At 39.1% G+C, this 14,112-nt stretch carries 13 protein-coding genes; 5 read left to right on the top strand and 8 right to left on the bottom strand.

The features are described 5' to 3' along the window. Positions 1 to 7: 7 nt before the first annotated feature. The 5 genes from QZZ41_RS03920 to QZZ41_RS03900 form a co-directional block, all read right to left on the bottom strand. Positions 8 to 958: a GTPase gene (locus tag QZZ41_RS03920; RefSeq protein WP_295068438.1), complete on the bottom strand. Its 951-nt coding sequence runs from the start codon at positions 956 to 958 to the stop codon at positions 8 to 10. Beyond that, entirely contained in the window at positions 955 to 2,061 is a 1,107-nt protein-coding gene (locus QZZ41_RS03915) for a GTP-binding protein (RefSeq protein WP_367267436.1), read from the bottom strand. Before QZZ41_RS03915 ends, QZZ41_RS03920 begins: the two co-directional genes overlap by 4 nt. A gap of 8 nt (positions 2,062 to 2,069) precedes the next feature. After that, positions 2,070 to 3,647 (bottom strand): ZinT/AdcA family metal-binding protein, encoded by a 1,578-nt coding sequence (locus QZZ41_RS03910; protein ID WP_295068433.1) that lies wholly within the window; start codon positions 3,645 to 3,647, stop codon positions 2,070 to 2,072. Between the two features lie 63 nt (positions 3,648 to 3,710). After that, positions 3,711 to 4,013, bottom strand: coding sequence for a hypothetical protein (locus tag QZZ41_RS03905; RefSeq protein ID WP_295068431.1), 303 nt, complete (start codon positions 4,011 to 4,013; stop codon positions 3,711 to 3,713). A gap of 44 nt (positions 4,014 to 4,057) precedes the next feature. Next, positions 4,058 to 4,450, bottom strand: coding sequence for a transcriptional repressor (locus tag QZZ41_RS03900; RefSeq protein ID WP_295068429.1), 393 nt, complete (start codon positions 4,448 to 4,450; stop codon positions 4,058 to 4,060). Between the two features lie 999 nt (positions 4,451 to 5,449). On the opposite strand from QZZ41_RS03900, the gene QZZ41_RS03895 reads away from it, so the two are divergent. Both QZZ41_RS03895 and QZZ41_RS03890 read left to right on the top strand, forming a co-directional pair. Continuing rightward, on the top strand, positions 5,450 to 6,793 hold the full coding sequence (locus tag QZZ41_RS03895) for a hypothetical protein (RefSeq protein WP_295068427.1): 1,344 nt from the start codon (positions 5,450 to 5,452) through the stop codon (positions 6,791 to 6,793). Between the two features lie 445 nt (positions 6,794 to 7,238). Next, positions 7,239 to 7,607 (top strand): hypothetical protein, encoded by a 369-nt coding sequence (locus QZZ41_RS03890; protein ID WP_295068424.1) that lies wholly within the window; start codon positions 7,239 to 7,241, stop codon positions 7,605 to 7,607. A 163-nt stretch (positions 7,608 to 7,770) separates the two neighbouring features. Here QZZ41_RS03890 and QZZ41_RS03885 read toward each other — a convergent pair whose 3' ends face one another. From QZZ41_RS03885 to QZZ41_RS03875, 3 genes are all read right to left on the bottom strand, one after another. Next, positions 7,771 to 8,289 (bottom strand): hypothetical protein, encoded by a 519-nt coding sequence (locus tag QZZ41_RS03885; protein ID WP_295068421.1) that lies wholly within the window; start codon positions 8,287 to 8,289, stop codon positions 7,771 to 7,773. A 716-nt stretch (positions 8,290 to 9,005) separates the two neighbouring features. Beyond that, on the bottom strand, positions 9,006 to 9,398 hold the full coding sequence (locus QZZ41_RS03880) for a hypothetical protein (RefSeq protein WP_295068418.1): 393 nt from the start codon (positions 9,396 to 9,398) through the stop codon (positions 9,006 to 9,008). A gap of 19 nt (positions 9,399 to 9,417) precedes the next feature. After that, entirely contained in the window at positions 9,418 to 11,334 is a 1,917-nt protein-coding gene (locus tag QZZ41_RS03875) for a hypothetical protein (protein ID WP_295068415.1), read from the bottom strand. A 486-nt stretch (positions 11,335 to 11,820) separates the two neighbouring features. On the opposite strand from QZZ41_RS03875, the gene QZZ41_RS03870 reads away from it, so the two are divergent. From QZZ41_RS03870 to QZZ41_RS03860, 3 genes are all read left to right on the top strand, one after another. Then, positions 11,821 to 12,243 carry a DJ-1/PfpI family protein gene (locus tag QZZ41_RS03870; protein WP_367267442.1) on the top strand — a complete coding sequence of 141 codons (423 nt, stop codon included), beginning with the start codon at positions 11,821 to 11,823 and terminating at the stop codon, positions 12,241 to 12,243. A 127-nt stretch (positions 12,244 to 12,370) separates the two neighbouring features. Next, positions 12,371 to 12,826 carry a GNAT family N-acetyltransferase gene (locus QZZ41_RS03865; protein ID WP_295068412.1) on the top strand — a complete coding sequence of 152 codons (456 nt, stop codon included), beginning with the start codon at positions 12,371 to 12,373 and terminating at the stop codon, positions 12,824 to 12,826. Between the two features lie 540 nt (positions 12,827 to 13,366). Beyond that, positions 13,367 to 13,885, top strand: coding sequence for a transposase (locus tag QZZ41_RS03860; protein ID WP_295068409.1), 519 nt, complete (start codon positions 13,367 to 13,369; stop codon positions 13,883 to 13,885). Positions 13,886 to 14,112: the final 227 nt, after the last annotated feature.

Below are 14,112 nucleotides of genomic sequence, written 5' to 3'. Positions count from 1 at the left end.
CGAATAATTATATAAATGATGCAATTGCTCTTTCAGGCGGTTCACATTCATAAAGATCAACTATTCTCAGAAGAGGTATATCAATGTTTTCGGTTTCATGGTGCTGTACGGTTATTTCAGCAGTTACAGCTACCCATTTCTCGTCCTGAACGTTGTAATATTGGTTGTATAAAGAAACGAACCAGCAAAATTTCATATCCGCTTCACAACAGGTCATTATATACCTTCCTATTGCAAAAACATTATTTGGCAGCTCGGGACGTGAAGATATTATTGCTTTGAACTTAACGGTTTTACCGTTATATTTCTTCGCATCGTTCATAATGTCGCTGTACCATATGGCATAATCAGTATCCTTTATAACTATGGTCGGAGCTTCAATATCAAATGGCAGCGGATCTTCTATATCATCAACTATCATCATTCCGTTATCGGCTTCGTAATATATCTCAGATCTTCTGTTGATCGAACGAATAAGCTTATGCAGTTCATTGACATCGGCTCTTTTGGCATAGCGATTGAAGATCACAACATCACTGACGTTGACCTTGTCGATAACAAGACTTCCAAAGTTTTGCAAGTATATCTGAAATGTGGACGCATCGGCAATGAATACGGTCTGGAATATCTTCCAGTTTTCCGGCTTGTTAAGAAGCAAGTCCGTTAGATGCCACATTCCGTTATATTCGATCATTATTTTATCTGCTTCACATTCGTCCGACAACTTCAAAAGCAGCTGTTCATCAAGCTCGGACTTATCCTCTATTGTATGAATTGTGATACTTTTACCGCCGAACTGCGATATATCGTACTCTTCTATCCCCTCTTCACAAATCAAAAGAAGAATGTTTTCGTCAAGTCCGAAGCGTTTGTTGGATATCGTTTCCTGAATAAATTTCGTTTTGCCCCCTTCAAAAAAACCAAGAAAAAGATATACAGGTATTGCTTTGCTGCTCATATTGTCAGGCATCTTTCAAGCTTTGCAAGGATATCCGCTTTTTTGTATCCCTTACCGATGAATACCAACTGATTGATACGGTCACCGTAAACTTCATGCCATTCGTCTTTAAGGTCGGGATAATTCTCGAACATGGCGTCAAGCTCCTCCTGCGGACAAGCTGCAAGCCACTCGTTCAGCTCAGTAACGCTTGCATTTCTTCCAGCCTGCTCAAAGAGCTGTATATGTACGTCATCATCTGCGAACCACACATAGCCCTTTGTGCGGATAAGCTCCTTGGGGTATTCGTCAACTAAGTCCATGAATTTGTCACGGTCAAACGGACGAGCCTCTTCAAATACAAAAGAAGTTATACCGTACTCGTCCATGCAGGCTTCTTTATCTGTAGGCTCATTGGTATTAAGAGCGCGCTGTACCGATGATGAAGCAAGTACTGCGTGATAGTCGAATTCTTTTCCGTGCATGATCTTTTCTGTATCGACTTCGCTGTTTATGCAGGGGATTATCTCAGCTTCTGACTGTATATCGCGGATAGCCTTTGTTACTTCTTCTATCTGTTCAGTATTGAGTAAGTCCGTCTTATTGAGGATAATTAGGTTGCAGAACTCTATCTGATCGATAATAAGATTGATGATATCTCCTTCCTCTGTATCGTTCTCCATTGAGATCTCACGCAGGAATTCATTGTATATACGGTCGGCATCGACTACGGAAACTACAGAGCTTAAATATACATTGGTGTCAGGATTATCCTCTGTATAGACAACGAATGACGCCGCAATATTAGAGGGCTCGCTTATTCCCGAAGCCTCTACGAAAACAGCTTCTATATCAGGGAGTTGAGATATCCTCTCGATCTCTGCAATGAACTCGTCTCTGAGAGTGCAGCATATGCAGCCGTTCTGGAGCTCTACCATTTCAACGGAAGATATTCTGTCACGATTTTTATTGAGGAGAGCAGCGTCTATGTTGACGCTGCCCATATCGTTTACGATAAGTGCTATTTTACGCTGTTCCTGTTTCAGAAGGTTCTGCATAAGAGTAGTCTTTCCAGAACCAAGATAGCCTGTGATGAGAATAACTGGTATTTTTTTATTATTCATTCTGTACCTCATTTCATAACGCCTGCAAGAACATCGTAGTTCTTCTGCATAAGGGATATATAGCTTGCACCGCTGCTTATATCGCTCTTAGATACTGACTGGAGCGAGTTGAGCTCTGCGATCTTTATATTTTTATTTCCAGAGTTGCTGATAATAGCGTTGGCGATATCCTTGTTTGAGTTTTCAAGTGTGAAAACTGTATCACAGCTGAACTCCTTTACCTTATCAGAAAGGAATTTGATAGTCTCAAAGCTTGCTTCCGATTCAGCTGAGCAGCCGATAAAAGCAGCAAAATAATCAAGTCCGTAATCATCTACAAAGTAGCGGAACGGAAATCTGTCGCCGAATACAAGTGTCTTTACAGCCGCACCGTCAACCAGTGTCTGGAAGCTGTTGTCAAGGTCTGTGAGCTTGGAGATATAGCTGTCAAGATTTGCCTTGTAGTCTGATACATTTGCAGGATCGATGGCTTCAAGATTCTTTTCTATCTCTGCACAAAGCACCTTGGCATTTTTTACAGAGAGCCAAACGTGCTCATCGTATTCCTCTTCACCTTCCTCATGGTCATGACTGTGATCATGTCCGCCTGTCATCTCTTCAACGATATCCTCTGCACTTAACTCAGCCGGATAGTATGTGGGAAAATGAGTTCCTTCCTCAACAAGGGTATCAAATCCGTCATTTCCGCTGTACAAGTGGAAATGCTCGGGCTCTGACGGCTCGATATTGTGGTCGCTGAATACGATATACTTTGCAGCATCATCGTCTCCCGACTTTTTCTCAAACTTGTATCTTGCCTGCTTTGAACCATCGTCTTTTGTTCTGATATAGAAACCGCTGTACTCATAATCAGCCTTTATAGTTTTATCTGCTGTAACATACTCGACCTCGGGAGCTTTGATATTTATAGTAACAGCATCTGTTTCATATGCAGTTGTGTACTTCTTTTTATACTCCTCAGCTGTCATTGTATCGTCGTCTTCTGCTTTATGCTCCCATACCTCATCGAGGGATCCGTCAAGTAAAAGCGGATATGTTGACTGCCAGCTTCCGTCCCATTCTGCAAGAGTCCTGTCTTTTACTTCCGAATCATCAAAATCCGTCTTGTGTTCATGCTCATGCTCATGTTCATCTTCCTGCATACCCTCTTTGAGTTCCTCGACCTTAGCTGAATCACCGAGAACGTCCATAAGATTTATTACCTTCATATCAGGATTAGATGCGTTAGCAAGTGCATCTTCTACCCATTCATCAGACTCGCCGCCCACATATACAAACAGGTCGCAGCTTGTTATCTTCATTATGTCATCTGCTGTTGGCTGATAGTTGTGAAGATCAATGCCGCTGTCGAGAAGATATGTAAGATCAACATTGTCAGCATGGTCGCCGATTATTTCCTTTACCCAGTCATACTCGGGGAAAATAGTGCAAACTACGTTATATGACTTTGAAGCATCAGGTGATGAAACTGTTGCCTTAACGGCAGCATTATCCGAAGATTTGTTATTATCAGAGCTGCATCCTGTAAAGCTTGCAGCTGCCATAGCAATACTGAGCATTGCTGTTATAGTTTTTTTCTTAAACATGGGATATGAACCTCCAAATTGAATGATATATGTTATTTGTGTCCTGTAACGATAGATTATCATTCAATTCAGAAGTTCAACCTTCAGAGAAATTAGAGTTGTTATATTTGACATAGTATTTGCGGCAAATACCAAAACTACCGCAAAGACTATGACAAATGCGAATGATAATACAGGTGTATCACAGGCAGTTCCAAGGAGCCGCACATTATTGAAACACTGCGTCAGCACACTGCATACAGGACAGTTCTTACCTGTACAATGATGATGTATATGCTTTGCTATCAGCAATGAAGAAATGATCAGCATCAGCACAACAGCCACCATTATCAAAAATAAAATAATTCGGTTTATGACCTTTTTCAAAGCTATCTCTCCAAAAAACATATTGATTATCCATAATTATCATACTATTTGCAGTTATCGCATACTCCTGTCAGCATGAGTTCTTCATCTGTCATAACAGGACAGTTTTCATGAAGCTCCTTTATTATAGAGTTGCATACTTTCTCGTCTATATTATATATCTTGCCGCATACTTTACAATGAAAACTTATTATCGAATTTTCACTATTGCATAATCTGTATCGGAATTCACGGTTACTGTCGGTTTTTTTACTTGTTAATCCGAGTTTGGTAAGATTATTCATTATACGGTAAACTGTACTTTCAGCTACCTGCTCCTCATTCGGTGAGCCCTTGCTTATCCCTTCTACGATCTCATGTACAGTTAGTTCCTCATTTACGTGTAAGCCAAGAAATGATAATATTCTTTCTTTCTGGCGAGTATTGTAAAAACCCACATTTTCACCTCTTCATAATTTGAATATGATTATCATTTTCATATTAACATTGATTATTATATCATAACTAATTTGAATGTCAATACTTTCACAAGATTTTTCACACATTTTTCACAATTGAGAATGATTATCAAATTCAAAAGCCAAAAAAGATTTGATAGAGACGAGCATTGACTGCCTCGTACATCCTGGTATCTTCAAAGGAACAAAACATGGAGATGCAGAGTTGATAACTATCCACTATGACAGCACACAGTTTCTGGAGTAGATATGTCAATAGCCCTTAGTTCAGAGAAATACCAAAAATCTGTTTCACACAAATTGAATTTCCGCTTTTGAATTATTGCTCAAAAAAACGGATACTTATCTGAAATAATAATGTAGCCGATACAGTTGATTTATATCGGCTTACTCATAAATTGTTATTTTAGTCCGTTCTCATATTCTCTGAGCCGACGGTAGAAATTATTGGCGCGAAGTCACATTTCCTTCTGAAACCATATGACGAAATGTATGATTACTGTAAGTACGTTGAACAGGTAACCGGACAAAGATGTTGGTTCTACTTCAACAATAAGGCCGTATACAGCGGCGTATAATTACACTTTAAACCATATTGAAAACTAATCAAGGCATTTAATAGAAAAAAACAACAGTTGAAATCTTAAAAGATTGTATCCTTCCTTCAGGGAGGACAGCTGCTGGTCAACTGACAATTTGCGTTAAATATGATATGTTAACCTATAATCTTGACTTTTCCACAGGAATATGATAGAATAATATTAACTTAAATCGAAGGGAGTGGCTGTTTGAGTTTGAATGAATATAGTACGTTTTTTAGGGGCGTACTATGTCCATTCGGCTCAGTCAGCCGCTTTTTCTTATATCTGAACCATTTTTCTTCAATATCAGCTTTAACTAAGTGCTGCTGTACACACAAAAGGGATATTACTTCCCGAATGTTGACACCTTCATCGGTGAAGGGGAAAAGGAGTTCTTATGAAAAATGACATCAGAAACAGTAAAACTTCCCTTAACACAGCTGATATGATATCATATCAGAAAGCAAAAGATTTTTATAACTTGGATAAGTATGATGAAGCTTTCCCTGTGATAAAAAATGAAGCAGATAATGATAATCCCGAAGCGCAGTACTTGCTTGGTGAAATGTATTATTATGGGCAGGGAACGCCTATTGATGAAGCTAAGGCTGTGGAGTGGTATAATAAGTCTGCCGAAAATGGCTGCCCCGACGCTCAGTATCAGCTTGGCTACTTATATGAAAACGGTATCGTAGTAGCTGAAGATATCGCTGTTGCCAATGAGTGGTTCAAGAAGGCATTTGAGGGATATAGCAACGCGGCAGATAGTGGCGACGCAAAAAGTCTATATGAGCTTGCAGGAATGTACTATGTCGGAGCAGGTGTTAAGTCAGATTATAAAAAGGCATTTGATTTGTATTATTCAGCTGCTGAAAAAGGCTATGCTGATGCTAAATATAAGCTCGGTGAAATGTATAAATACGGATACGGCGTTGATCAGGACTTCAATAAATCGGAGAAGTGGTATATATCAGCTTCTGAAGACTATCGAATAGAAGCAGAAAAAGGTGATCTTAAAAAGCAATGTGAGCTTGCGGATATGTATATGTATTCCGATTATGATAACGGTCTGGAACAGGACGTGTATAAAGCATATGAGCTATATAAAGATGCTGCCGATAAAGGATATGTCCATGCGTTATATAAATTAGGCTGTATGTATGAATACGGCTCGGGATACGGTTTTACAGAAGATAAACAAAAAGCATATGACTATTATAGCCAGGCAGCTGAGCAGGATGATGTTGCTGCAATATCTACACTTTGCTGGCAAATCTGGTTCGATATAACCAACGGCGATAATGCTCAATGTGACTGTGAAGAAATGCTTAAATGGGCACTAAAAGGAGCAGGGCATAATGATGACTCATGCCAGCTTCTTTTGGGCTGTATGTACCACAGCGGTATAGCTGTAGAAAAGAATGTTGACATGGCGCGAAAATGGTTCTTTAAAGCTGCTACAAGAGGCAATGTCGATGCGCAATATGATCTCGGAGAGATGTACTATTATGGTGACGGCGTTGAGCAGGATCGCGCTGAAGCTGCCAAATGGTATAAAAAAGCTGCTGACAATTACGATTTCAGAGCTATGGCTAATCTTGGCGATATGTACGAATATGGTGACGGTGTTGAGCTTGATATACGACAAGCGTTCTACTGGTATGATCGCGCTTCTGTCGAAATAGTCGATTTAGAGAAAAAGCTGGTTGACTTATGGCCATTAGAGCTGGATCCTGAGTAATTAACGGTTAAGCAAAAAGCTCGTCCGGTTCAGCACAGGCAGTCTCTTTTTATTACAATATCGAATTTCTTTTGCTATGGAGAAGCTGCCGGTTTTACTATTTACTACATATCACAGATATGCTATAATAGGTTACAAGAAACGAAAAGGAGCTATATATGGGACAGAAAGAAATCATCGACAGAGACACTTACCGAAAAATCAAGAAAATGAACCGCGAGGAACTTACAAAGTTCATTCTTCGGTATGGTGATGAACTGCTCAAAGAACAGGGCTAAACATTTGATCTTCTAACTCTCGAGACAGAGCTTAGTAAGATCAAAGGTATCGATGGCATGAGCCTTGAAGAGATAATGACAAAGTTATAGAAAAATTCCCAACATAAAAAGAAAAGATAGTACAGGAGATGGAAAACAAATATAAATATCTGTCAGCAGGGCTTTTTGTGGCAGGGGCGATATGTCTTGTTATCTGCTTTACGCATAATATAATGCTGCATTTAGATGCATTATCTGAGTTGTCGGGTGCATTGATGATTTCAGGATTGCTGATATTTCTTAAAAAGCAGAAAAAGCCGGATGGAGATGCAGCACAAAAATCGGGCTCACCTGAAAATGAAGTGATATCAAGATGTGAAAAGATATTATCGTATGTTCATCAGCAAATGTACGGCGACGATGACGATGGTAAAGAAGAGATATCTTTCTTTTCAGAAAAACTTGGAAAATTCATATATCGAAGGAAGCCTGAATGTTATGAAGCAGTGTGTGTGGTGCGGTATGTGAATACGCTTTGGAGGGCTCAGAGTTACTGAGCCCTCTGTTTTTCAAACTCTGATATTCATAGTCTTATTATTTTCAAACTTGCAGTGCTGATACTCAAAACCCTCACAACAGATCTGACTGTTTACGAAAGTGCAGTTGATGAACTCGCAGTTTATCCAGTCAGTGTGTTCGGCATATGTGCTTGTTATGCTTTTATATGAACTCAATACAGCAATCAAGTATATCACGATGACGAACATATCTGAAACCCGCGTATGTCTGAATATATCTAAGAAGACTTTTTCTGTTGAATTCCGCAAGTCCTGCCCAATAAGAATTCCCACATTTTTTTGCTATGAATAAAGCGTCAATTGTAAAGAAATATCTTGCGTGACTAATATGATAAAACCAGCCTATTTCATATTTATCACATTCGGAAATATCATATACGTGAAAATCACATATGTTTTTATTGACCTTCTGTTTTTTTACGAAAGAAGTAACGCTTTTATCACCTGAAATACGCTCAACAATTGAATATTGAACAGATTTGTCAGGCTGGTAATCCTTGAGAATCTGTCTTACTCTCTTTGAGCAGCAAAGAATAGTAAATGCGTCAATATTACTTATTCCTTTATTGGGATCCAAAGATCTTATTTCCACACCTTTGTCAGAGAATGCCATCATACCTGATGTTCCGCCGATTTCAAAATAGCTTACAAAATTTTTCATTTTTTCTCCATTTCTGACAGAAAACACTGTCATTTCTTGGGTTTACTGATTCTGAAATAATTGAGACTTTGTTTTGGATTCACTCCGCTCGGCGTCTGCTGTGCAGACATTGGCTTACAGGTACGCAAGTCCGGGAAGATTCCGAACCGCAATGCATACTTTCTGTAAGCACCGATTTACAGACGGAGATTGAACGGAACAGTCTCTCGCCCCGTCCTGCGCGCCTCCCGGCGCTCTATTCAGTCGTCTCCCGACGCCGTTTTGTCAAGCTGCTGACATAACAAAAAAGACATTGCATTTGGATACACTACACCCGTAGGTATAATGAATTCAAATACAATGCCTTATTTTTCCTTGTGCTTACATCATATCACATTAAGCAGGTAATGTCAATAGGTTGGAGAAATAATTATGTATTAACCAACAGCTTTCCTCCACATCATAAAAAACAATTCAAAAAAGAACAATATAACCTGAAGCACCACCCAAAGTTTATGCATACAGAAAATAATAAACCATCAATGCTATTTATTTACAAGATACTTTCGCTATCTCATTCATTCCAATCAACTCCAGTTAAACCTTTTTAGTTATTTCTTGTTTTAAAGGAATTGAAACCTCTTCAATGCATATATGCCTTTTTTTCGAACAAAGATATTATGATTAGTATAAAATAAATTATTGAGCCTTAAACTGAGTGTAGATTCCAACTCTTTTTAATCTTCATATCTTTGCCTGAAATATGGGCACTCATGAATAGCAATGGTTTCAATTCCTTTGCCTTTTTTGAAACAAATATGCCTTTCGGTATTTTCATATGTGAAAACGTTTCCGCCAACAAGTATTTGTATTGTGGTACTGCCGATAGCTCCGTTCCAGTATCGGCATAATACACATCGCCGTTCATTCCTTCCTATTTGTGCTTTGCTCATGTTATTCACCGCATAATACTTAATTTCAGTTTGTACCTGAGGTGGAGGCACAGCTTTTCCTTGTTCGATGCACTTCTGACATGGACTTATTATTGTACTGCTTTTCTGCTTTTGGTTTTTAACAGGACACATTTTACATTCCTTGAATAAAGAAGGTTTATTAAAAATACTTTTCATCTATATCTCCTCCCCCTTTTTATGTACTTTTCCTTACGGTAGCCAGATGTTCTGGCATAGAGCCGATTATTATTTTTCTGCTCTTATCATCCCAGCAGAAGTATATACGGATAAGCTCCTCTGTACGGACTCCGCGCTTTATATGCTGATCTAAGATGTACTGCTCGCCGTCGATAGTGACTGTGTAATCGGCACGGTGAACCTTCAGCGCTTCCTTTCCGCAGCCTTGTATTTCCCATTTTCTGTGCTCGGAGTATAAGTTCAGAGCTTCCTCGGAAAGCTCCTGACGCCTGTATTTAGCATATGCAGAAAGGAAAACGATTCCATCACATAAGCAGGCGAGGTCAAGAAAACCATTATATTTGCGAAGCTCAGATTGAGCGCGTGGAGCAACAAATAATAACTCCGAATAATTCTCTTCTATCCAGCTGAAAACATCTTTTTTATCTATAGGAAACAGTGCTGCAATGTCGATCATATGCTGGTAGAACTGAACTAATTCCGTACTTTTACGATATGCATCTTCTTTGGCAGCAGTTTCCTTAAACAGATTATCATAAGCTGTTCTTTCAGCATCGAGCTCTGCACTTAGACTATCTATCTTTTTCTGTGCAACACGAAGGTTCTCAGCAGTTTGCTGCATATCTGTCTGCTGTTGTGAAAGCTCTTTGATTTTGGCTTTTAATTCTGTATTTTCAAGCTTGTATATACTGCATTTTTCTTCAAGAGAGCTTGTCTGATGCCGCTTTGTCTTATATTCCTTAAGCTTTGCGTCAGAATAAAACATAACATTGCCGAAGCTGTAGGCACTTCTTTTCTGCATTGAAATGACATCTTTTTTTAATGTATTAAAAAAGCCTTGCATATCATTCTGATACTGCTTATAAACGATTTTTTCTACAGATTCCTGCTTTGTGATTAACAGGATATCGCCATGATTAATAGTGAGGTGAGCCTTGTTTTCAATTGACTTGAAGTATTTCTCGTATGAGAATACGACAATTGCAAAACCTATCAGTGACCTTGCGAGTTTAGAATAATCAAAAACAGGCAGCTTTGTTTGAATATAAGTTTTCTTTATAACAGAAGAAGGCGTAGACTCTTTGGCTTTCTTTTCTTTCTTACTAGGAATAGAAAAAGCATTCTTTTTAGTCAAACTGTCTGCAATGCCTGATATACTGAGTTCCTGCTTGGGCTTTGTGAAGCCCGAGAAGCTGAATTTATCAGCTGATAATGATGGAGTTACAGGCGGCAATGCAACAGTTTTCGGCTGTGATATTTCAGTTTTACTGTCAGCTATAAGTACAACCGGCAGGCTTCTGTCCTGATCTTCAAGTACATCGAGAAAGCGTTCAAGCTCAGCCTTGCTCTTTATTTCCAGAGGCTTTCCGTCAATTATCCAGCCGCTGTGAAGCAGACGCAGATGTTCATTTTCGGCAAGAGCTTTTACAACTCTCGGGCGAAACACCTCGCAATCCGCAGAAGTATCTGAAGGCTCGGAACATATGGTGCGCATACCGATCTCAATGCAATCGCTCTGTTTAAGAAATGCTATCTCGGTTGTAAAAGACCTTCCGTTGACAGCAGGACGTTCACGCGGCGTACCGAGATTGGCGCCCATATCAGGCTCAGTAATACGGAATGACCATGCTCCTATAGCATCAATATAGATAACATCTATCTGGAAGCCGTTATTATAGCTGAAAGAAGATAGTTCATCTTCCGAAAAGCTGCAATACTGCTCTGGTTCGGGCGCGTTCAATTCATTAGGCATATCCGGAAAATTCTGAAGTCGTATGCGTATCCAACGCAGTGTTTCAAGAATACATATCTTGAATACGTCATTTGTACCGACAGTTTTTGAGTCGGCTTTCGCATAGAACTGATATGTGGGATAGCTTTTTAATGAACGAACCTTTGTTGTATTGTATTCCATATACACACCTCTTTTCAGTTCAACACAAACGCCTTATATTGCAATCGATGTTAATACCCATTTCTACTATCTGCGAACTTAACTTATTGATATAGATATTTCTCTTATTTATATTTTTATCCTCCTGTTTATTGAAATAAGAAATTGGCATACTTATTCTCTGAGCATATTGTTTATGATTATTTAATTATTTCATTTGTTAAAAACATTACATCTCCTTATAATCCAACCCAATTATACGATACGTCGTTTTTACTATAATATATACAGTATAAACATTTGTTTCTGTTGCATATTGATATATTTATTATATCTTCTATCATTATATCTGTCAATAGACAAAATGTTAAGTATTAAAATTTCATCATAGATGTATAAAATCGTTGAAATATCTCCTGTCACGAATTCATTCGGTTAGGCTTTCACACCGCAGGAATAGCTTATAAAGGATAAACAAGTGCAGTAAAATATCCCGCGGTAAATGATATCCAGATATATATTATACTTGATGAAGTTTACATTGACGATTATGATGCTCTTGCGATTCCCGGCGGGTTTGAAGAATATGGATTCTATGAAGACGCTTTTTCAGAGCAGGCAGTAAGGCTCATCAACGAATTCAACGACCGTGGCAAACTGATTGCCACAATCTGCGTTGCAGCACTTGCACTTGGAAACAGCGGCATATTGAACAGCAAAAGGGCTACTACTTATCATCTGAACAACGATCACAGACAGAAACAGCTCGCAGAATATGGTGCGATCGTTGTGAATGAGCCGGTAGTAAGGACTGGGAATATCATCACCTCATACTGTCCGCAGACCGGACCGGCGGTGGCATTTCTACTGCTGGAAGAACTGGTGGAGGCAGAACAAATGCAGAAAACAAAGACTGCTATGGGATTCTGAATAGTTAGTTTTCCTATTCGGCTCACTTCGAGTGAGCCGCTAATTTTTGCCTGTTTTGACTTGATGAAATGGAAGTATTATGGTATAATGGAATGGTAGGAGAACAGCATCAGAGAAGTAAAGCAAAATGATTGAAACAAACAGAGTGAAAATATATGCCGCTTCTCATGATATGATGAAAACTTTCATTGAAGCGCAAACTGTGGATGTCCTGAAAGCTGCTTATACAGAAATGCTGAACGGCTGTCTGGAACATCCATATCAATGGGATTGGTATGCGATATGGATGATCGAACTGAAAGACGGCACACATATCGGTGAACTCTGCTTCAAGGGGCTTTCTGCGGATGGCATTGCAGAAATCGGATACGGGATCTCCGAAGCATATCAGAACAACGGTTATGCAACCGAAGCGGTTAAAGCAGTATTAGAGTGGGCGTTTGCACATCTGGAGGTTACGGCTATTGAAGCGGAGATCGATTCAGACAATACTGCTTCAAAAAGAGTACTTGAAAAATATGGATTTGCTCTTAATGGAGTGATCGGCGAAGAAGGAGCTCGCTGGTCGGTCTCCAAGCACTAAATCCTTAGTAATAAAACACCCCAATTTCTACTACTATTTTACTACTAACGACGTCCGCAATTTGCTAAAACTTGCCGCGTTTTGTAGTTTTCACCCCGTTCTGCCAAATTGGTAGCAGGAAAGAAAAGCTTCGATATACCGCACAAGATACGGCAATACTGAGCAAATCAGAGAGGAAAAAACGTATGATAAAAGTTATGTTTGTCTGCCACGGCAGCCCAATTAGTGACAAAGTCTTTTCGGCTATATATCGTCATTTCAAGCGATGAATAAAATGATTTTTCCACAGTTTTTCCACAATTGAATTGACCCGAACTTGCATATATTTTTCAACAGTTTTTCCCATTTTTAAGGGAGCAATGTCATTATTTTAGCATATGTTATTATCGATCCATTTTCTAATTGAATACAACCGATCACGAATCCCACTGAAAGGTTGTTCCACATTATTAATTTCAGTAAGCCGTCTTAGTGATATAATCCCCATAGAGTAGACACACGAAAAAACAAAAAGTGTGAAAACTCTATGGGGGTTAATTTATGTCAAAAGGGAACTTAACAGATGAAGAACGAATTGCAGCTGTACAGGATGTTTTAAATGGAAATGGAGGCTGTAAGCAAATAGCTCCAAAATACGGAATAAACCATGAAACTTTAAGACAATATGTAAGGATAGCAAAGACAGAAGGTATCGATGCAGTTAAGGTTCAAAAATCAAATAGAAGATATTCAGTTGAAATCAAACTTCAGGCAGTGAAAGAATACCTTTCACTGAAATCAAGTTTAAACGAAATTTGTGCTAAATACAAAATCAGATCAAGGAGCCTATTACAACAATGGATTTCATGGTATAATAGTGGTAAAGACTTTAAGGAACGCACACGCTCGGAAAGAAGAATTACCATGAATAAAGGCAGAAAAACCACAAAGGAAGAACGCATAGAAATAGTATCATTCTGTATTGAGAATGGCAAAAATTACGGGCTTACTATGGAGAAGTATGGAGTATCCTATCAGCAGATATATTCCTGGATACAAAGCGATACCAGACCAAGTTGAACTGTATGGCACCGATAGAGTACCATGAAGCGTATGCTGCATGACCAGTCGGTGGGGGCCGCAGCAAGCACCTTTCTCCATTCGTCGCTCCGCTCCTCACTCCAAAAGGTGCTTGACAATTACCGCTAACAACAAAGCAGCCTGCACAAATTGCACAGACTGCTTTTGGTTACAAAATAGAATATTTTTGTTTTTTACGCTGTCTACTTGACAGGGGGGCGGGGCAA

The sequence above is a fragment of the Ruminococcus sp. genome, from assembly GCF_016283395.1.
The sequence above is the reverse complement of the archived record's forward strand: the minus strand, read 5'-3'. Positions and strand labels throughout refer to the sequence as shown.

Bases quoted from the DNA above. Each gene is read 5' to 3' on its own strand.
- QZZ41_RS03885 (WP_295068421.1), bottom strand. From the start codon at position 8,289: ATGAAAAATTTTGTAAGCTATTTTGAAATCGGCGGAACATCAGGTATG.
- QZZ41_RS03875 (WP_295068415.1), bottom strand. From the start codon at position 11,334: ATGGAATACAATACAACAAAGGTTCGTTCATTAAAAAGCTATCCCACA.
- QZZ41_RS03860 (WP_295068409.1), top strand. From the start codon at position 13,367: ATGTCAAAAGGGAACTTAACAGATGAAGAACGAATTGCAGCTGTACAG.
- QZZ41_RS03880 (WP_295068418.1), bottom strand. From the start codon at position 9,398: ATGAAAAGTATTTTTAATAAACCTTCTTTATTCAAGGAATGTAAAATG.
- QZZ41_RS03895 (WP_295068427.1), top strand. From the start codon at position 5,450: ATGAAAAATGACATCAGAAACAGTAAAACTTCCCTTAACACAGCTGAT.
- QZZ41_RS03865 (WP_295068412.1), top strand. From the start codon at position 12,371: ATGATTGAAACAAACAGAGTGAAAATATATGCCGCTTCTCATGATATG.
- QZZ41_RS03915 (WP_367267436.1), bottom strand. From the start codon at position 2,061: ATGAATAATAAAAAAATACCAGTTATTCTCATCACAGGCTATCTTGGT.
- QZZ41_RS03910 (WP_295068433.1), bottom strand. From the start codon at position 3,647: ATGTTTAAGAAAAAAACTATAACAGCAATGCTCAGTATTGCTATGGCA.
- QZZ41_RS03920 (WP_295068438.1), bottom strand. From the start codon at position 958: ATGAGCAGCAAAGCAATACCTGTATATCTTTTTCTTGGTTTTTTTGAA.